General features: G+C 75.1%; 16 protein-coding genes. 8 read left to right on the top strand and 8 right to left on the bottom strand.

The window, feature by feature from the left end; genetic code table 11:
- Positions 1–657: AMP-binding protein (locus ACFUUZ_RS29920; RefSeq protein WP_378702076.1), on the top strand; the 657-nt coding region annotated here is incomplete at its 5' end.
- A 107-nt stretch (positions 658–764) separates the two neighbouring features.
- Here ACFUUZ_RS29920 and ACFUUZ_RS29915 read toward each other — a convergent pair.
- Positions 765–1,517, bottom strand: coding sequence for a tyrosine-protein phosphatase (locus tag ACFUUZ_RS29915; protein ID WP_378702074.1), 753 nt, complete (start codon positions 1,515–1,517; stop codon positions 765–767).
- A 395-nt stretch (positions 1,518–1,912) separates the two neighbouring features.
- Here ACFUUZ_RS29915 and ACFUUZ_RS29910 point away from each other — a divergent pair, with 395 nt between their 5' ends.
- Both ACFUUZ_RS29910 and ACFUUZ_RS29905 read left to right on the top strand, forming a co-directional pair.
- A complete protein-coding gene (locus ACFUUZ_RS29910; RefSeq protein WP_378702072.1) occupies positions 1,913–2,392 on the top strand; it encodes a TetR family transcriptional regulator in 480 nt (159 codons plus the stop codon).
- Between the two features lie 47 nt (positions 2,393–2,439).
- Positions 2,440–3,642: an amino acid deaminase/aldolase gene (locus tag ACFUUZ_RS29905; RefSeq protein WP_378702070.1), complete on the top strand. Its 1,203-nt coding sequence runs from the start codon at positions 2,440–2,442 to the stop codon at positions 3,640–3,642.
- Positions 3,643–3,757: 115 nt separating this feature from the next.
- Here the strand turns inward: ACFUUZ_RS29905 and ACFUUZ_RS29900 are convergent, their stop codons facing one another.
- Positions 3,758–6,880 (bottom strand): AAA domain-containing protein, encoded by a 3,123-nt coding sequence (locus ACFUUZ_RS29900; RefSeq protein ID WP_378702068.1) that lies wholly within the window; start codon positions 6,878–6,880, stop codon positions 3,758–3,760.
- 86 nt (positions 6,881–6,966) lie between these two features.
- Positions 6,967–8,904, bottom strand: a complete 1,938-nt coding sequence (locus tag ACFUUZ_RS29895; protein ID WP_378702066.1) for a DEAD/DEAH box helicase — start codon at positions 8,902–8,904, stop codon at positions 6,967–6,969.
- A gap of 61 nt (positions 8,905–8,965) precedes the next feature.
- On the opposite strand from ACFUUZ_RS29895, the gene ACFUUZ_RS29890 reads away from it, so the two are divergent.
- Both ACFUUZ_RS29890 and ACFUUZ_RS29885 read left to right on the top strand, forming a co-directional pair.
- A complete protein-coding gene (locus ACFUUZ_RS29890; protein WP_378702064.1) occupies positions 8,966–9,781 on the top strand; it encodes a carbon-nitrogen hydrolase family protein in 816 nt (271 codons plus the stop codon).
- An 11-nt stretch (positions 9,782–9,792) separates the two neighbouring features.
- Entirely contained in the window at positions 9,793–10,440 is a 648-nt protein-coding gene (locus ACFUUZ_RS29885; RefSeq protein WP_378702062.1) for a phosphoribosyltransferase, read from the top strand.
- Here the strand turns inward: ACFUUZ_RS29885 and ACFUUZ_RS29880 are convergent, their stop codons facing one another.
- From ACFUUZ_RS29880 to ACFUUZ_RS29865, 4 genes are read right to left on the bottom strand one after another with little or no spacing between them, the layout of a single operon-like run.
- A complete protein-coding gene (locus ACFUUZ_RS29880; RefSeq protein ID WP_378702060.1) occupies positions 10,441–11,466 on the bottom strand; it encodes an ESX secretion-associated protein EspG in 1,026 nt (341 codons plus the stop codon).
- Positions 11,463–12,761, bottom strand: coding sequence for a hypothetical protein (locus tag ACFUUZ_RS29875; RefSeq protein ID WP_378702058.1), 1,299 nt, complete (start codon positions 12,759–12,761; stop codon positions 11,463–11,465). Before ACFUUZ_RS29875 ends, ACFUUZ_RS29880 begins: the two co-directional genes overlap by 4 nt.
- The gene (locus tag ACFUUZ_RS29870; RefSeq protein WP_378702056.1) at positions 12,754–13,116 is read right to left on the bottom strand and encodes a hypothetical protein; all 363 of its coding nucleotides are present in this window, start codon (positions 13,114–13,116) and stop codon (positions 12,754–12,756) included. Before ACFUUZ_RS29870 ends, ACFUUZ_RS29875 begins: the two co-directional genes overlap by 8 nt.
- Before the next feature lie 49 nt (positions 13,117–13,165).
- Entirely contained in the window at positions 13,166–13,792 is a 627-nt protein-coding gene (locus ACFUUZ_RS29865; protein WP_378702054.1) for an alpha/beta hydrolase, read from the bottom strand.
- A 64-nt stretch (positions 13,793–13,856) separates the two neighbouring features.
- Between ACFUUZ_RS29865 and ACFUUZ_RS29860 the strand changes: the two genes are divergently transcribed.
- The gene (locus tag ACFUUZ_RS29860) at positions 13,857–14,726 is read left to right on the top strand and encodes an SMP-30/gluconolactonase/LRE family protein (protein ID WP_378702052.1); all 870 of its coding nucleotides are present in this window, start codon (positions 13,857–13,859) and stop codon (positions 14,724–14,726) included.
- Between the two features lie 6 nt (positions 14,727–14,732).
- Here the strand turns inward: ACFUUZ_RS29860 and ACFUUZ_RS29855 are convergent, their stop codons facing one another.
- Positions 14,733–15,494 (bottom strand): hypothetical protein, encoded by a 762-nt coding sequence (locus tag ACFUUZ_RS29855; protein WP_378702050.1) that lies wholly within the window; start codon positions 15,492–15,494, stop codon positions 14,733–14,735.
- A 185-nt stretch (positions 15,495–15,679) separates the two neighbouring features.
- Between ACFUUZ_RS29855 and ACFUUZ_RS29850 the strand changes: the two genes are divergently transcribed.
- Together ACFUUZ_RS29850 and ACFUUZ_RS29845 are read left to right on the top strand one after the other, a co-directional pair.
- Positions 15,680–16,852, top strand: coding sequence for an acyl-CoA dehydrogenase family protein (locus ACFUUZ_RS29850; RefSeq protein ID WP_378702048.1), 1,173 nt, complete (start codon positions 15,680–15,682; stop codon positions 16,850–16,852).
- A 10-nt stretch (positions 16,853–16,862) separates the two neighbouring features.
- Complete coding sequence (locus ACFUUZ_RS29845) at positions 16,863–17,990, top strand: acyl-CoA dehydrogenase family protein (RefSeq protein ID WP_378702046.1); 1,128 nt, start codon at positions 16,863–16,865, stop codon at positions 17,988–17,990.
- The last annotated feature ends 38 nt before the right edge of the window (positions 17,991–18,028 follow it).

Here is an 18,028-nt window from a genome sequence, read left to right as displayed (position 1 = left end):
GTGGTCGCCGCGCTCGACCTGCCCACCGACGGGCTGCGCAACCTGGTGCTGCCGCCGCTGGCGCACGCGAGCGGCTGCGTCGACCAGGTGCTGCCCACCTTCGCGGTCGGCGGGACGGTGGTGCTCGCGCCGGACCGGGGCAGGCTGGCCGAGGCGATCGAGGACGAGCGGGTGGACATGGTCTCCGGCACCCCGCGGCTCTTCACCGAGCTGCTGCCCGCGCTCACCGCGGGCGGCGCCGGGCGCGAGCGGGTGGCGCGGATCAGCAAGGCCGGGCACCGGGCGGACCGGGCCGCGGCGCCGGGTGCCCTCGCCGCCGCGCTGCGCTCGGCGTTCCCGGCGGCGCGGCAGTGGTCGGTCTGGGGCGCCACCGAGACCAGCGGGATCGGGCTCGCCGCCGAGGACACCGCGGAGACCGCCGGGTCAGGGGCGGGCAGCGTGCTCGGCTTCCCGTTCGGCGGCACCGAGCTGGCGCTGTGGGGGCCGCGCGCGAACGCGGGCCACGGGGAGCTGCTGTGCCGCGGGCCGAACGTCACCCGGCGGTACTGGAACGACCCGGCGACCACCGCCGCGCGCTTCACCGGCACCTGGTTCCACACCGGTGACCTGGTCACCATCGAGTCGGACGGGCTGGTCCGCCGGGGCGTCGCGCGCTGAGCGCGCCGGAGCTGTCGCCCGCCGCCCGCGGCTGAGCCGTCGCGAGCGTGGCGCGACCGCGCCGCCGGGCGATACCGGAGGGCGAAGCCGGGTGCCGGCTCAGCCGATCAGTCGAGCAGGCGGGCGCGCAGGCGATCGCGGAGCTCGCCGGTGAGGCCGAGCGCGGCGTAGTAGCGCTCCGGGTCGCCGTGGAACTCGCGCACCCCGTCGGTGGCGACGGCCAGGTACTCGGCGCGCACGCCGAGCAGGTCGTCGGAGACCTCGGTGCCCGGCTCCGGCGCCGCGGCGGCGATCATCTCGCGCAGCGCGGGCACCGCGTCGTTGCTGCGCAGGTAGTCGGCGACGACCTCGTCCTCGGCGACGCCGACCGCGCGCAGCAGCGTGGCCACCGCCCAGCCGGTGCGGTCCTTGCCCGCGGCGCAGTGCACCAGGGTGGCGCCGGGGCCGTCCGCGATCGAGGCGGCGAGCTCGGCGATGGCCAGGTTCGCCTCCGGCATGGCCGGGAAGAGCCGGTAGACCTCGAGCATGTGCGCGCGGGCGGTGTCGGACTGCCGCGCCTCGTGCGGCGGCGCCTCGCCCATTCTGGAGTCGAACGGGGTGACGGCGACGCGCACGCCGTCGGGGACGCTGTCGGCGCCGAAGTGATCGATCTCACGGTGGCCGCGTAAGTCATGCACCGCCGTCACCTCGAGTTCGCGGAGCAGCGCGTGTCCCCTGGCGTCGAGGTGGGTGAGCGCGGCGGAGCGGAGCAGCACGCCGGGGCGGACGGAGCCGCCCGCGGCGGTGCGGAGCCCGCCCACGTCGCGGAAGTTGAAGGTGCCGGAGAGCCGGAGATGGTCGGCGGAGGGCGAGACGGTCACGGTGCTCAGGCTAACGGCTGGGGGCCGGTCGCGACCGGGCTGCACTTTATGCAACGAATCGATGTAGTCTGTGGCATCGCGCACATCCGGACAGAGTGGTCCGGATGGCGCCGTAGAGTGGACCATCGACGTGGCGGTACCAGTGATCTGCCCACGTCGGCCGTCGGTCGCCGACGGCCCGGAGCATGCTCCCCGCGGGGATGGCGGCGAGCATGGTCGATTGCGAAGGCGTTCCGGTTGGATAACAAAACATTCTTTTAGTCTGGAATAACCGGTGAGCGCTGGGCTCAAACCCCGAAAGCACTTACCATTGCCGGATGATGGACCGGGAGTCTCGCAATTTCGGGGATGAGCGTTCGGTTTCCGGTGCTCCAGTTCTGTCGAGGGAGTCGTTGTTGAGCGTACGGGGAGAGATGGTGAAGACCCGGCTTCGGCCGACGATCTCCGAAGCGGTGGAGCAGGCCGCCGCTTCGCTCGATCACGGCGGCGGCCGCGGCCTCCGGATGCTGCTGCACGCCGGGATGAGCGCGTACTGGCCGCTGGTCAAGGCGGCACCGGTGGCGCAGGTCCAGGCCTACGAGGAGACGCTGCGCTCGCTGCGGGTGCGCTGGGAGGCGGGCTCCGGCTGCGTCGGCGGGAGCGACCCCGCCGCGGTCTTCGCGGAGATGGACCGGCAGATGGTGGCCTTCCTCGAGCTGTGCGCCGAGCGCACCGGGATGCAGTGGCTGGAGCCGGTGGAGGCGGTGGCCGCGTACGCCGTCTCGGTGCTGCACGGGACCGTGCTGCGCTGGCTCGCCGACTGCAATGACGAGACCATGCTGGTCGTGCTGGACGACCTGGTGAGCAGCCTGGCCGCGCGCGCCGCGGAGTACTGACCGGCGCGGTGCTGGACGTGTGACCAAATGGGTGGTTCAGTAAACGGGTGCCCGCCATCGACCTCGCGCGGCCCGCGGCCGCGACCCCGCCGATCGCCCGCCTGCATGCCGCGACGGCCGATCTCGACCCACCCCTGGCCGCGCTCGACCTGAGCAGGCTCCGCGCCAACGCCGCCGATCTGGAGCGCCGCGCGGGCGGAACCCCGATCCGGGTGGCGAGCAAATCCGTGCGCTGCCGTGCGGTGCTGGAGGAGGTGCTCGGCACCGGCCTCACCGCCGCGGGCGGCTTCCGCGGCATCATGGCCTACTCGCTGAGCGAGGCATTGTGGCTGGTCCGGGCGGGTGCCGGGGATGTGCTGATGGGCTACCCGACGGTGGACCGCGCCGCGCTGGCCGAGCTCGCCGCCGACGCTGCCGCCCGCGCCGCCGTCACCCTGATGATCGACGACCCCGCGCACCTGGAGCTGATCGCCACCGCCACCGGCGGCCGCGCGGGGCTGCGGGTCTGCCTGGACGTGGACGCCTCGCTGCGGATCGGCCCGCTGCACCTCGGCGTGCGCCGCTCCCCGCTGCGCACCCCGGAGCAGGCTGCTGACCTGGCCTACGCGGCGAAGCGGGCGGGGTTCGCGGTGGTCGGGGTGATGACCTACGAGGCGCAGATCGCCGGGCTGCCGGACGCCAACCCCGCGGTGCGGCTGGTGAAGCGGGCCTCGGCGGCGGAGATCGCGGGCAGGCGCGCGCGGGTGGTCGAGGCGGTGCGCGCGGTCGCGGGCGAACTGGAGATCGTGAACGCGGGCGGCACCGGCTCGGTCGAGCTCAGCGCGGGCAGCGCGGCGGTCACCGAGGTCACCGCCGGGTCCGGGCTGTACGTGCCAACGCTCTTCGACAACTACCGCTCCTTCACCCCGCGCCCCGCGCTCTACTTCGCGCTGCCGGTGCTGCGCAGGCCGACCCCGTCGATCGCGACGGTCTTCGCGGGCGGCTACATCGCCTCCGGCCCGGCCGGGAAGTCCAGGGTGCCGACGCCGGTCTGGCCGGGACGGCTGCGGCTGCTCGGCGCCGAGGGCGCGGGCGAGGTGCAGACCCCGCTGGCCGGTGCGCGCGGGCTGCGGCTCGGTGACCGGGTGTGGTTCCGGCACGCCAAGGCGGGCGAGCTGTGCGAGCGCTTCGACCGGCTGCAGCTGGTCGACGCCGACGGCGGCCGCACCGCGGTGCCGACCTATCGCGGCGAGGGAAAGTGTTTCGGCTGAATTCGGTCCTGGCGTGGTGAATATTGTTCGCATACCGTTCGGTCTATTTTATCCGGTACCGCCGGTTATGCGCAGAATTGCGCGGCCGTAATTCGACCGCGAATTCTCGGCGAATTCAGTGCAGCCGCAGCAGCGCCGAGAGTTCGGCCAGTTCGGCCGGGTCGGCGGGGAGGTACTCGGTGAGCAGCGGCGAGCGGATGATGGTGGCGTGCCAGAGCGCGCGGCCCAGCGCGCCGCGCAGCATCCGGGCGGCCACCAGCGCGCGCACCGCGTCGGGGGCGTCCACCGGCGCCGAGACGGTGGCCGAGACCAGCACCACCGCCGCCTCCCGGCCGCGGAACCGCTCCGGCGTGCCGACCAGCACGTCGTCGATTCTGGCGCGCTCCAGCAGGGTGCGGATCAGCGCGACCTGCGGGCCGTAGGGCGCCACCACGAAGATGTCGTGCGGGTGCAGCCTGCGGGTGCTGCCGCCGCTGGTCCAGGCGCCGGTGAGCAGGGTGCGGACCCGGCGCACCACCTCCCGCGCCTCGGGTTCGCAGACCGTGCTGTGGCCGCGGTGCGGGATCAGCACGGTCTCGATGCCCGGCGGCACCACGTCCAGCTCGCGGCCGCCGGTGACGGTCGCGGCGGCGCCGAGCCGCCCGTCGTACCAGAGCGCGGAGAGCGGGGCGCAGACGGCGGGGTGCAGCCGCCAGGTGCGGTCCAGCAGGTAGCCGGTGGCGGCCGGGACGGTGCGGTGCGGCCCGATCCGCAGCCCGAGCGCCGAGCTGGGCGGCCCGGCGTGCTCCAGGTCGCCGAGCAGCAGCAGCGAGCGGGCGCTGACCGCGGCGGCCAAGGCGTCGGCCGGGGCGCAGCGGCCCGCGTCGGCCACGATGAGCAGGTCCAGCGCGCCGGGCGGCACCTGCGCCGGGTCGGCGAAGTCGGCGGGCAGGCCGCCGAGGACGCAGCCGTTCACCGCGGTGTCGAGGAAGCGCCGGTAGCGGGCGCCGTCGATCACGGCCCACTCCGGGGCCACCGAGACCACGTCCTTCTTGGCCACCAGCTCGGGCAGCACGCCGGCGCGGACGACGGCGTCCAGCAGCTGCTCGACGGTGCCGTGGCCGTCCGGGGCGGTGATGCCGATCCGCCACCGGTCCCCGGTGAGCAGCCTGGCCACCACCCGCGCGGTCGTCGAGACCTTGCCGGTGCCCGCGGGGGCCTGCACGGCGAGGACCGAATCGTCGAGCGCGCGGACCGCCTCGGTGATGGCGGCGGCGTGGTCGCCGTGCACCGGGGGCAGGCGGGTCAGGCCGTGCCGCAGCCGGGGCGGGCGGCGGGCGAGCAGGTCGAAGGGGGCGCCCGTCGGCATGTCCGGCAGGGTGACCAGGACGGTGTCGGCGAGCTGCTGCAGGGCGCGGTCGACCGCGGGGTCGGGGCGCGGCGGGCGCGGGGCCAGCGCGATCGGCATGGCGTCGGAGGGCTCCCTGCCCTCGGGGAGCACCTCCTCCAGCCGGACGGTGTCGGCGAACTCGGTGTCGGGGGAGCAGCCGAGCACCACCGCGGTGGTCACCGCGCGCAGGCCGGGGGCGGCGGGGTCGGGGTGGTCGTAGTAGGCGTGCACCGGCGTGCCCGGCGCGGGCACCGTCGAACCCAGCCTGCTGCCCGCGCCGGTGCCGAAGCGGCCGGTGAGGGTGAGGTAGCGGCGCAGCCCGGTGCCGTGCGGCGGGCGGTGCCACTTGGTGTCCACCGTGCCCCACTCGGCGACCAGCACGCCCGGCTCGTCGGCCCAGTCCGCGACCGGGTCGGCGCGGCGCGCCCGGTGCGCGTCCCAGCGCGGGCCGCGCTGCCTGCGGTGGTGGCCGAGGGCATCGGCGAGGAGCGCCGCCGGGTGCGCGGAATCGGCGCGGGCGCGGGCGAACTCGGCCAGGGCGGCCTCCAGGGAGGAGGGGCCGTCCGGGTCGGTCGCGCGGGGGAGCGCGGGGCGCGGCGGGATGCCGTAGCGGTCCGCGAGCGCGCGCAGGGCCGAGCGGATCCGCAGGACGCGGTCCGCGTCGGTCTCGTCCGCCGCGGGTGCTGCCGCCGGGACCAGGCGGTCCAGGGCTGCGGCTACCTGGGCGATGCGGTAGATCGGGGCCCGGACCCCGGGCAGGAGCGGCTCGGGGGCCGGTTCCGGCTCGCCCGCCAGAACCAGGGTGGAGCGCACGACGGGTGCGAGGTCGACGACGGCGTCGGCGGCGAAGAGCTCTTCGAGCAGCTCTTCGTCCCCGGGGCCGGTCTGGTGCGCGTGCAGCAGCGCGCGCACCTCGGCGCCGTGGTGGTAGAGGTGCGCGCCCGGGATGCGGCCCCGCAGCCGTTCCAGCACCGGCCGCAAGCCGTTCGCGCCGAACGGGATCCGCAGCGCGAGTTCCGGCCCGGCCACGAGCAGCGCGGGGCCGGGCGCGATCGCGATCGCGACATCGCCCGGCGTGCTCGGCGGCAGCGCGGCCAGCGCGTCCGCGCCCGCGGTGTCGGCGACCGGGTGCCCGGCGGCGTCCGCGCGCACCTGCACCCTGGCCTGCCTGCGCAGCGCGGTCGCGGTGCGCACCGGCAGCCCGGGCAGCTCGGCGGTGGAGCGGGCCAGCCGGTCGACCGTGCCGATCCCGGAGCCGCGCAGCAGCGCCGCCGTACCCGGATCGATCCCGGCCACCAGCCCGACGTCGCGCGCGGTGCGCGCCGCCGCCCGGCAGGCGCCGCAGTGCCCGCAGGCCAGGTAGCGCGGGTCGCCCCACTGCACCGGGAGCAGCTCGGCGGCCTGCTCGGCCACGATGTGCTCGAAGCGCTCGCGCCGCGCCAGGTACACCGGCAGAGCGGAGTCCAGCGGGAACTCGGCGCCGCCGATCCGCAGCACCGGCGCGGGCAGCGCGCCTGCCCCGCTCAGCAGGTCGGCGCAGGCCGCCAGCTCCAGCGCGGCGCGCACCGGGTCGGCGGCGGCCGCGGTGGCCGGGGTGTACCGCACCCGGTGGTCCGCGCGCAGCAGCCGCTCCGCGCCCGCGGCGGTGCGGCCGTCGAAGAGCACGGCATCGGTGATCTCGGCCGCCCCGCGGCGCAGCGCGGCGACGGTGCGCTCGTGCCCGGCGCGCAGCCGCGCCAGCTCGGCGGCGGAATCGGCGCGCGGCGAACCGATCTCGGCGTCCAGGGCACGCAGCACCGCGAATTCGCAGCGCGCGGCAGCGATCAGGTCGGCCGGGGCGGCGACGACCACGTCACCGATGACGAGCAAACGCGGCCCTCCTGTCTCGTCGCGGGCTCACCGGTGTCGGCGATTCGACGCCCAACACTACGGTGATTCCCGCGCGAAACGGGGGATCAGGAGCGCGGTTTGCGCCGCTCCGGCGCGCGGCGCGGGCCGTCGCGGCGCGGGCCGCGCGGCATCGAGCGGTGCTGCGGCGCCCCCTGGTCCAGCTGCAGCTGGATGAGCACGCCGCTGATCCTGGTGCGGCGCAGCGCCTCCAGCGTCTCGGCGGGCAGCTGCGCGGGCAGCTCGACCAGGCTGTGGTCCGGCCGGATGCTGATGTGCCCGAAGTCGCTGCGGCGCAGCCCGCCCTCGTTGGCGATGGCGCCGACGATCGCGCCCGGCACCACCCGGTGCCGCTTGCCGACCGCGATCCGGTAGGTGGCCAGCTCGGCGCCGGTGCCGCGGTGGTGGCTGCGGCCCCCGCCCTCGTCGTCGAAGCCGCGCGGCCGCTCCTGGCGCTCCCGGCGCGGGCGCTCGACCGGCTCCGGCTCGGGCTCCATGAAGAAGTTGTCGCCGTCGTGCGAGCCGACCGCGAGCGCCGCCGCGATATCGATGAGCGGGGTGTTGTGCTCGCGCTCGTACTCCTCGATCAGGCCGCGGAAGAGCGCCAGGTTCTCCGAGGAGAGGTTGTCGGTGATGGCGTCGCCGAACTTGCTGACCCGCTGCGCGTTCACGTCGTCGACGCTGGGCAGCTGCATCTCGATCAGCGGGTGCCTGGTGGCGCGCTCGATCGACTTGAGCAGGTGCCGCTCGCGCGGCGCCACGAAGAGCAGCGCCTCGCCGGAGCGCCCGGCCCGGCCGGTGCGGCCGATCCGGTGCACGTAGGACTCGGTGTCGTGCGGGATGTCGTAGTTGACCACGTGCGAGATGCGGTCGACGTCCAGGCCGCGGGCCGCGACATCGGTGGCGACCAGGATGTCCAGCGCCCCGGACTTGAGCTGCCCGATGGTGCGCTCACGCTGGTTCTGCGCGATGTCGCCGTTGATCGCGGCGGCGGAGAACCCGCGGGCGCGCAGCTTCTCGGCGAGCTCCTCGGTGGCCTGCTTGGTCCGGACGAAGATGATCATCGCCTCGAACGACTCGACCTCGAGGATCCGGGTCAGCGCGTCCAGCTTGCGCTGGTGCGAGACCTGCACCCAGCGCTGCGTGATGTTGGTGTTGGTCGAGGTCTTGGCCTTGACCGTGATCTCGACCGGGTCGTGCAGGTACTGCTTGGAGATCTTGCGGATGGCGCCGGGCATGGTCGCGGAGAAGAGCGCGACCTGCTTCTCGTCCGGGGTGTCGGCGAGGATCCGCTCGACGTCCTCCTGGAAGCCCATCTTGAGCATCTCGTCGGCCTCGTCGAGCACCAGGTAGCGCAGCCCGGAGAGGTCGAGCGTGCCCTTCTCCAGGTGGTCGATGACGCGGCCGGGGGTGCCGACCACGACCTGGGCGCCGCGGCGCAGCCCGGAGAGCTGCACGCCGTAGCTCTGCCCGCCGTAGATGGGCAGCACGTGCAGCCCTGGCATGTGCGTGGCGTAGCGGCCGAAGGCCTCGGCGACCTGGATCGCCAGCTCGCGGGTCGGCGCGAGCACGAGGGCGCGCGGCTGCCGGTCCGCGGGGTCGAGCCCCATCAGGATCGGGATGGCGAAGGCGGCGGTCTTGCCGGTGCCGGTCTGCGCGAGGCCGACCACGTCGGCGCCGTCGAGCAGCGGCGGGATGGTCGCGGCCTGGATCGGTGACGGCGACTCGTAGCCGACGTCGGCGATGGCGCGCAGGATCCGGTCGTCGATGCCGAGCTCGGCGAAGGTGGGCGGGGCGTCGGCCGCGGGCTCGGCGGGCGAATCGCCCGCGGACGGAGCCGCAGAACCGCCTGCGGGCGCGGCGGTGGAGCCGCCCTCGGCGCTCTCGGTGGAACCGTGCGTCGCCGCTGTGACCGGGCTGCCGGTCGCGAAATCGCCGGTCGAACCCTCGCCTTCGCGGGGGTCCCCGTTGTCGCCGGGAACGGAGTCGACCTCATTGATGCTCATTGACCAGCAGTTTACTGCGTGGCGGTGGTCTCACCCGCAGCCGGGCCATACCGTGGTTCCCATGTCGTCACCGATCGTCGCGGTCGTCCAGTTCGCCCCGTCCACCGATCCGGCCGCCAACCTCCGCGCGCTGCGTGAACCGGTCGCCGCGGCCGCCGGGCGCGGCGCGGCGGTGGTGCTCGCCCCCGAGTACGCCATGTACGCGGTGACCAGGCTGGACGAGCGCGTCGTCGCGGTCCGCGAGCCGCTCACCGGGCCCTTCGTCACCGGGCTCGGCGCGCTGGCGGCGGAGTTCGGCGTGCACCTGGTGGCCGGGATCGTCGAGGAGGTGCCCGGCGAGCCGGAGCGCATCCACAACACCCTGGTGGTGCTCGACCCGGCGGGCGAGCTCGTCGCCACCTACCGCAAGGTGCACCTCTACGACGCCTTCGGGCACCGCGAGTCGGAGGTGGTGCGGCCCGGCGCGATCACCGAGCCGCCGGTGTTCACCGTCGGCGACACCGTCTTCGGCTTGCAGACCTGCTTCGACCTGCGCTTCCCCGAGGGGGCGCGGCGGGTGGCCGCGGCCGGGGCGCAGGTGCTGCTGCTGCCCGCGCAGTGGATCCCCGGCCCGGGGAAGGTCGACCAGTGGACGACGCTGCTGCGCGCGCGGGCGATCGAGAACACCGTCTACGTCGCCGCCGCCGACCAGGCCGAGCCGCGCGGCGCGGGCGCCTCGATGATCGTCGACCCGGCGGGCGTGGTGCTCGCCGAGCTCGGCGCCGAGCCCGGCGTCCTCACCGCCGCCGTCGACCCCGAGGTGCTGGACTCGGTGCGGCGCGCGAATCCCAGCCTCGAGCTGCGCCGATTCGCCGTGGTGGAGCGCGTTCCGGAGTAGCGTCGGAGGCGATGATCTACACCGATCGGGCATCGGCCGGTCGTGTGCTCGGGGGCGAGCTGGCCGAGTGGGGCCTCGTCGCGGAGGCGGGAGCCCCCGGTCCGCTGCTGCTCGGGCTGCCCCGTGGCGGCGTGCCGGTCGCGGCCGGTGCGCGCGAGATCGTCGGCGGCGCGCTCGACATCCTGCTGGTCCGCAAGCTCGGGGTGCCGTGGCAGCCGGAGCTGGCCGCGGGCGCGATCGGCGAGGACGGCGCCCGGGTGCTGAACCCGGACGTGCTCGCGCACACCGAGCTGAGCGCGGCGGCGCTGGCCGGGGTCGAGGTGGCCGAGCGGGCCGAGCTGGAGCGCCGCCGCGCCACCTGGCGGGCCGGGGCGCCCGCGGTGCCGCGCGCGGGCCGGGTGGTGGTGCTGGTGGACGACGGCATGGCGACCGGGGCCACCATGGTGGCCGCCTGCCGGGTGCTGCGCCGCCAACGCCCGGCCCTAGTCCTGGTCGCGGTGCCGGTCTCGTCGCCGGAGGCGCTGCGCCGGGCCGCCGCCGAGGCCGACGACGTGGTCTGCCCGCTGGTGCCGGAGCAGCTCGGCGGGGTCGGCACCGTCTACGAGGACTTCCACCAGCTCGCCGACGCCGAGGTCACCGCGGTGCTGCGGGCGCGCTGATCACCACAGCGCGCGCGGTGCGACCCGGCCCGCCGCGGTCAGCATGGGCCGCAGCCTGCCCGCGAAGCTCTCCGCGGTGACCGGCGTGATCTCCACCTCGGTGCCGGTGCGCACCGCGTAGCGGCCGTCCCCGGCGACGTCGATCCAGCACAGCACGCCGAACGGGGCGAGCGCGCCCGCGTTCCGGCGCACCGAGACCACGATCTGGCCGATGCCGTCCCGCGGGGCCCGCAGCAGCCTGCGGATCCTGGCGGGCGTCGACGGCCCGGAGACCGGGACCGTCACCAGGTCACGGCTGTCCTCGGCGACCCTGGCCAGCGGGGCGGTGAGCGCGGGCAGCGCGCCTGGCCCGTTGCGCGGCAGCGGGGTGATCAGCCGGGCGGCGAAGGTGCGCGCCGAGCCGACCGCGATCCGGATGTCGCCGCCGCGGTCCCGGGCGCTGCCCGGTGCCTGCGCGGCGACGACCGCGATCTCGCCCGCCACCGCCCCGAGCACCCGGACCGGTGGCCCGAGCCCCGAATCCGGTTGATACAGGCCGGCGTCCGTCTGTTCGGCACGGAATCTCGCTGCGCCGGCACCCGATCCGCCCGGATCGGCGCCGAATCCGCTCAGGCCGGTTTCGGGCACGCGGGGTCCGGTGCGGCGACCGCTCGGGCCGGTTTCGGGCACGCGGGGTCCGGTGCCGCGACCGCTCGGGTCGGCACCGAGATCGGTCGGGCCGGTGCCGAATCCGCTCGGGAAGGGATCGGTCTGCCCGTCCCCGGCGCCCGGTTCACGGGTGCCGGGCGCGGCAGGCCCGTAGCCGAAGACCTCCGCGCGCAGCTCGGGGCGGGCGAGGACGCGGAGCGCGGCCTCCAGGTCGGCGTCCAGGTGCTCCGCGCACCAGCGGTGCAGGGCGGGCAGCTGGGCGGCGCGCTGCACATTGTCGGCGGCGGAGAGCCGCACCGCGAGCGGGTAGGGGATGCGGTCGCCGTCGGCCCGGCTCCAGGCCATGGCGAACTGGTCCGGGGTGAGTGTTCGCCTCACTCGCGCTCGGACCACTCCCCGAGCACCGGGGGCGTAGTGGGGTCGAGCGCGCCGATGAGGGTGCCGTTGTCGTCGCCCGGCTCGAGGTAGGTGAGCTCCTCGTCGGCGAAGTGCAGGTCGTCGTCGGGGTGCTCGACCTGCGGCCGCGGCGGCAGGTGCGCGCTGATTCCGTGCCCGGGCCGCGTCGTCTCCGAGGCCGCGAGCGCGCCGCCGAGCAGCCCGCCCATGGCGCCCGCGCCGAGCCCGGTGACCGCCTCGGCGCCGCTGGACTCGCGCGGGCGCGCGGTGCGCTGCTCCTCGTCCTGCTGCTTCTTCTTCCGGTCGTCGGCGGGGACGGTCGGCGGGATGACGCTCGGTACCGCGGCGGAGACCGGTGCGGTGCCGGGCGGGAGGTGCGGGACGGCGGTGTGCGGCAGCGGGGTGCCGGTGAACGAGGCCGGGACGGTGCCCGCCGGGACGGTGGGCGCTGCCTGTGCGGCGCCGGTCGCCGGGCCAGGCGTGGCGCCGTCGGCGGTCGCCGCCGTGCTCGCGGTGTCGTCGTCCTCCGGTGCCGCGGCTGGATCTTCCGTTGCCGCAGCGGCTTCCGCGGCATCCGGATCCCGCTCCGCGCCACCGGCGGGGACCGCGTGGGCCACCGGCACCGCTTCGGTCTCCGACGACCCGCCGGTGCCCGGCGCGCCTGCCTGGGCGTCCGCGCCGGGCTCGACGCCGGTGCCGCCGGGTGCGTCGATATCGGGGAAGGCCGGGACGCCGCTGCCGGTGGGCAGGAAGGCGCCCGCGTAGACGTCCTCCATCACCCGGACGACGTCGAGCCTGGCCGTCTCCGCCGCCTTCTGCGCCGCCACATTGGCGGCAGCGCTCCCCGGATCCAGCAGCGCCGCCGCCAGATCCGGCTCGTCCGCAGGCGGGGCGCCGACCCCGGCGCGCACCGTCTCGGCGGCGTCGCCCGCCCGGTGCAGCCGCCCGGCGACCACGCCCATGACGTCGGCGAGCTCCCGGCCCCGCTGCTCGAACGCCGCGACGGCCGCGGCGGCGTTCGCGGCGGCCGGGCCGCGCCAACCGTCGGCCATGGCCGCGCGCACCTCGGCACCCGCGGCTTCGACGGCGGTGGCCAGCCCGGTGGCCGAGCCGTGCCAGAGCTGCCCGCCTGCGTTCAGCGCGGCCGGGTCGAGCAGGTTCACCGCGGCGTGCAGCTCCCGGTGCGACAGGTTGTCGAAGGTCTCCACCCGCGGCGCGTAGTCGGGGTCGGTGCGCAGGTGCTCGCCGCGCCGGGCGGATCGGGGCAGCTCACGCATGCGGCACCGCCAGCTGCCCGGCGGCGGTCGCCTCGGCCGCCGCGTAGGCCGCGCCCGCCGCGCGCAGTGTGGCCGCGAGATCCCGTGCGGCGGCGGCGTACTCGCGGAGCGCGGCGACCGCGCTATCGGCCTTGCCCTCGAAGCCGCGGCGCAGCGCCGCGCCGGAGGCCAGGCCGCCGAAGCCGGGCAGCGAGCCCGCCGCGGCCAGCGCGGCGATCTGCTCGTCGACCCGGTCGGCCAGCTGCTCGTAGCGCTGCGCGCAGCGCTCCGGCGCGCCGTCGGCGACCAGTACCCCGGCTATCCACAGCTCCCCGTCGTCCACCGCCGTGCGCAGGACGTCCACCGTCGATCGCATTTGCCAGCCCCCTTTCCGGTACGCCGTGACCGCGCAGGCGCCCGTCCGTTCACCGATCCGGGTGCGACCGCCCCTCCGTCACACCGAGTACCCAGGTCGCGATGTCCGCGCCGACCCTCGCGTGCACCGGCTCGTGCAGCAGATCGTGGCCCGCGTCGGAGTACTCGCACAAATGTACCGACTCGTGGCGCGCAGTCCAGTCCCGAACCGGATCGATCGGCGTCCGCCGGTCGTCGACGCCGTGCACGGCGAGAACGGGCAATCCGGGCGGCGGCGCGGTGAGTGCGCGCGGCGGCGTTCCGCACAGCACCAGCCCGTCGAGCGCGGGCGCCGAGCCGGTGAGCAGCCCGACCGCGGTGGCGGCGCCGAGCGAATGGCCCATCAGCACGAGCGGCTCCGCCGGGCGCTCGGCGCGCACCGCGCCGAGCAGCGCGGCGGCGTCGGCGGTGAGCTCGGCGAGCGTGCCCGGCGCGGCCGGGTCGCCCTCGCTCAGCCCCTGCCCCGCGGTGTCGAAGAGCCACGCCTCGATGCCGGCCCGGCCGAGCAGCGCGGCGAAGCGGTGGTAGTGCCCGCTGTGCTGGCCGCTGCCCGGCAGCAGGACGAGCACCGCGCGCGGCTCGGCGATCGGGCGGCGCCGGTAGTGCAGCCTGCCGCGTGCACCGGTGAGGAAGGGCATGCGACGATCATGCCCGCGTCGCCGGGGAACCAGTCCGCCCGGCCCTGCCGAGCCGAGGTCGCCCGTGCCGCTCCGTACCGCCGTTCTCGCCGCGCTGCTCGCGGCGGCCTGCACCGCCGTCCCCGCCGCACACGCGGCGCCGAGCTGTCCGCAGGCGAGAACCGAGGTGGCGGTGCCCGCCGGGGTGCCGGTGCTGGACTGGTCGGAGAACCTGACCGTGGACGCGGCCGGGAACCTGTGGGTCGCCCGGGTCTGGCGGCAGCAGCTGCAGCGCTACGACCGGAGCGGCGCGCTCACCGCGACCGTCCCGGTGGAGTACCCGGGCGCGCCGCGGCTCGGCCCGGACGGCCTGCTCTACGTGGTGTTCGGGGACGCGCCGACCGCGGGCGACCGCGGCGGCGTGCTGCGGCTGGACCCGACCGCCGCCGACCCGGTACCCGAACTCTTCGCGACCGGGCTGACCATGCCCAACGGCGCCGACTTCGGCCCGGACGGGCAGCTCTACGTCGCCACCGCCACCGGCGCGGTCCGGCTGCGGGCCGACGGTGCGCTCGACCCCGGCTGGTCCGTCGCGCTGCCCTCGGCCAACGGCATCGCGATCGCGGGCGACACCGCCTACCTGACCAGCAACGGCGCCACCCTGGGGCGGGTATCCCGCGCCCCGCTCGCGGACCCGGCCGCGCACACCGTCGTCGCCGACCTGACGAACGGCGGTCTCCCGGACTACGTCGACGACCTGGTGCACTACGACGGCGCGCTCTACGCGGCCACGCTCACCGGCAGGCTGGTGCGGGTCGACCCGGCGACGGGAGCCACCTGCGCGGTGCTCGGCACCCAGCCGCTGACCGCGCTCGCGGCCGACCCGGCCCGGCCGGAGACGCTGCTGGCGAGCACCGAGGGCGGCGCGATCCTGCGGATCACCCCCGCCGGGTAGCCGGGCTCAGAACGTCGGAAGCGGGATGACCGGCAGCTCCGGCAGCGGGACGCCCGGTGGCGCGGGCGCGGGCTCCGGGGCGGGCGGCGGCGCCTGCTGCGGCGCGGGGGCGGGCGCGGGCGGGGCGGGGGGAGCGGGCACGTCCGGCACGACGAAGGTGCCGACCGTCGGCGTCATGACGCAGTGCGCGCCGGGGTAGTCGATGATGCCCCACATCGAGGCCAGCACCGTGCCGGGTCCGCTGTTCACCGTCTTGGTGAGGGTGGGCAGGTTCAGCTCGGTGCGGTCGTCCAGGGCGTCCATGCCGCTGACGCCGGTGTTCACGTTCACCCAGGCGACGACCAGCCCGGAGGCGAGCGGCGCCCCCGAGTGCGCGGGCGATGCGGTGAACCGCAGCTGCCCGGGGTGCAGGTCGGCGCCTGCCGAGTTGATCTGGGTGCCGTCGGTGACGCCCGCCGCGATGATGGTGGTGATCGGCCCGTTGCTGCCGCAGCCGAAGGTGGGCGCGGCGTAGGCGAACGGGGTGAAGCTGCCCGCGATGTCGCGCAGCGCGGCCACGTCGACCAGCTCGGTGTAGTCGCGCAGCGCGCCGACCCCGGCCTGCGCGCGCTCGTCGGCACCGGCGGCCGCGGTGAGCTCGGCGATCCGGTCGCGCACCGTGCTCTCGGTGTCCGCGCCCGCCACGCCCGCGAGCCCTCCGCTCAGCGTGACCGACAGGCCGAGCGCCGCCGCCGTCGCGGCAACCCGTGCGATGGACTTGCGCTTCACTCGAACTCCTCGATCTCCGCTCCCGGTTTCCGCCAGCAACGTACCAGGTGGGCGCGGTTCGCACCGGACGGCTTCCGCGCAGGAAACCCCGATACCGCCCGCACCTCGTGTGATCCAATCGACTCGGTGTATTACCGGGGGGTAGGGTTCGGGTCGGATGAAACGAGACACAACGGGAGCCTTGTATGAAAATATCCCTGTCCGCCGATGAGGTTGCCTTCCGCGACGAGCTGCGCACGTTCTACCGGACGCAGATCCCCGAGGAGATCCGCGAGCGGGTGAAGTACGGCCGCGAGGTCTCCCGCGACGACGTCGTGACGACGCACAAGCTGCTCAACGACAACGGCCTCGCGGTGCCGAACTGGCCGGTCGAGTGGGGTGGCAAGGACTGGACCCCGATGCAGCGGCACATCTGGCAGGACGAGATGCAGCTGGCCTCGGTCCCCGAGCCGCTCACCTTCAACGCCCAGATGGTCGGCCCGGTGATCGCGCACTTCGGCTCGCAGGAGCTCAAGGAGCGCTTCCTTCCCCCCACCGCCGCGCTCGACATCTGGTGGTGCCAGGGCTTCTCCGAACCGGACGCGGGCTCCGACCTCGCCTCGCTGCGCACCACCGCGGTGCGCGACGGCGACTCCTACATCGTCAACGGCCAGAAGATCTGGACCACCCTGGCCCAGCACGCCGACTGGATCTTCTGCCTGGTCCGCACCGACCCGAGCGCCGCCAAGAAGCAGGCGGGGATCTCGTTCCTGCTCTTCGACGTCAAGAGCCCCGGCGTCACCATCCGCCCGATCAAGCTGATCGACGGCGGCCACGAGGTGAACGAGGTCTTCTTCGAGAACGTCCGGGTCCCCGCCGACCAGCTGGTCGGCGCGGAGAACCAGGGCTGGACCTACGCCAAGTTCCTGCTCGGCAACGAGCGCACCGGCATCACCGGCGTCGGCCGCAGCAAGGTCAAGCTCGCCGTCGCCAAGGAGTACGCGGGCAAGACGAAGTCGGGGTCGGGCACGCTGCTCACCGACCCGATCTTCGCGGCCAGGATCGCCGAGCTGGAGAACGAGCTGCTCGCGCTGGAGCTGACCCAGCTGCGGGTGGTCTCGCAGACCGAGGAGGGCAAGCCGAACCCGGCCTCCTCGGTGCTCAAGCTGCGCGGCTCGGAGCTGCAGCAGGAGGTGACCGAGCTGCTGCTCGACATCGCGGGCCCGGACGGCCTTCCGGTCGGCACCGACGGCATCGCCTCGCCCGAGTGGGCGCAGCGCAGCGGCCCCGCCTACCTGAACTACCGCAAGACCACCATCTACGGAGGCTCCAGCGAGGTGCAGCGCACCATCATCGCCTCCACGATCCTCGGACTGTGAGGGACGGGCAATGGATTTCGAACTCACCGAAGAGCAGGCGCTGCTCCGCGACACCGTGCGCGACCTGCTCGGCAAGAGCTACAACGCGGAGTCGCGGCTGAAGGTCACCGAGACCGAGCTCGGCTGGAGCCGGGACGTCTGGAACCGGCTGGCCGAGCTCGGCGTGCTCGGGCTGACCTTCGCCGAGGAGGACGGCGGCGTCGAGGCCGGGCCGGTCGAGGCCATGCTGGTGCTGGAGGAGGTGGGCCGCAGGCTGGCTCCCGAGCCGCTGCTGGACGCGGTGATCGTGCCGGGCGCGTTGATCACCCTGGCCGGCACCGCCGAGCAGCGGCAGGCGATCCTGCCCGAGGTAGCGGCAGGCAGCCTGCTGCTCGCCTTCGCGCACGCCGAGCCCGGCTCGCGCTGGCCGGACCTGGAGATCGGCACCGCGGCGACCGCGGACGGCGCCGGCTACCGGCTCTCCGGCACCAAGAACCCGGTGCCGCACGGCGACAGCGCGGACCGCATCGTGGTCAGCGCGGCGCTGCCGGACGGGGGCACCGGGCTGTTCCTGGTCGACCCGGCGGGCGACGGCGTGCAGCGCACCCCGTACCGCACCATGGACGGCCGCCGCGGCGCCCAGCTGGTCCTCGACGGCGCCCCGGCCGAGCTGCTCGGCTCCGCGACCGACGCGAGTGCGGCGATCGCCGCCGCCGAGCTGCGGGCGCACGCCGGGCTGAGCGCCGAGGCCATCGGCGCGATGGAGGAGGCGCTCCGGCTGACCGCCGAGTACCTGCGCACCAGGAAGCAGTTCGGCGTCACGCTCTCCAAGTTCCAGACGCTGACCCAGCGGGCCGCGAACATGTACGTCTCGCTGGAGCTGGCGCGCAGCGTGAGCCTGTACCTGACCGCCGCGCTGGCGGACGGCTCGGAGGACCCGGTGATCGCCTCGCGCACCCGGCTGCGGATCGCCCGCTCGGCCAGGCACGTCGGGCAGGAGGCGGTGCAGATGCACGGCGGCATCGGGGTGACCACCGAGTACCCGGTGAGCCACTACGTCGCGCGGCTCACCACCATCGAACGGACCCTCGGCGGCGCCCTGGAGCACCTGCGGCTGCTCGGCGACCGGGTGGCCGAGCACACCCTGGTCGAGCTGTAACCAGGCGGAACGACGCGGGCGGCGGACCCTCCGGTCCC

Source organism: Nocardia sp. NPDC057353 (genome assembly GCF_042667085.1).
Lineage (GTDB): Bacteria > Actinomycetota > Actinomycetes > Mycobacteriales > Mycobacteriaceae > Nocardia.
This window is presented reverse-complemented; position numbering and strand designations above follow the sequence as displayed.

Coding starts and splice junctions, on each gene's coding strand:
- ACFUUZ_RS29895 (WP_378702066.1), bottom strand. CDS start 8,904: ATGAGCATCAATGAGGTCGACTCCGTTCCCGGCGACAACGGGGACCCC.
- ACFUUZ_RS29890 (WP_378702064.1), top strand. CDS start 8,966: ATGTCGTCACCGATCGTCGCGGTCGTCCAGTTCGCCCCGTCCACCGAT.
- ACFUUZ_RS29885 (WP_378702062.1), top strand. CDS start 9,793: ATGATCTACACCGATCGGGCATCGGCCGGTCGTGTGCTCGGGGGCGAG.
- ACFUUZ_RS29875 (WP_378702058.1), bottom strand. CDS start 12,761: ATGCGTGAGCTGCCCCGATCCGCCCGGCGCGGCGAGCACCTGCGCACC.
- ACFUUZ_RS29870 (WP_378702056.1), bottom strand. CDS start 13,116: ATGCGATCGACGGTGGACGTCCTGCGCACGGCGGTGGACGACGGGGAG.
- ACFUUZ_RS29865 (WP_378702054.1), bottom strand. CDS start 13,792: ATGCCCTTCCTCACCGGTGCACGCGGCAGGCTGCACTACCGGCGCCGC.
- ACFUUZ_RS29850 (WP_378702048.1), top strand. CDS start 15,680: ATGAAAATATCCCTGTCCGCCGATGAGGTTGCCTTCCGCGACGAGCTG.
- ACFUUZ_RS29845 (WP_378702046.1), top strand. CDS start 16,863: ATGGATTTCGAACTCACCGAAGAGCAGGCGCTGCTCCGCGACACCGTG.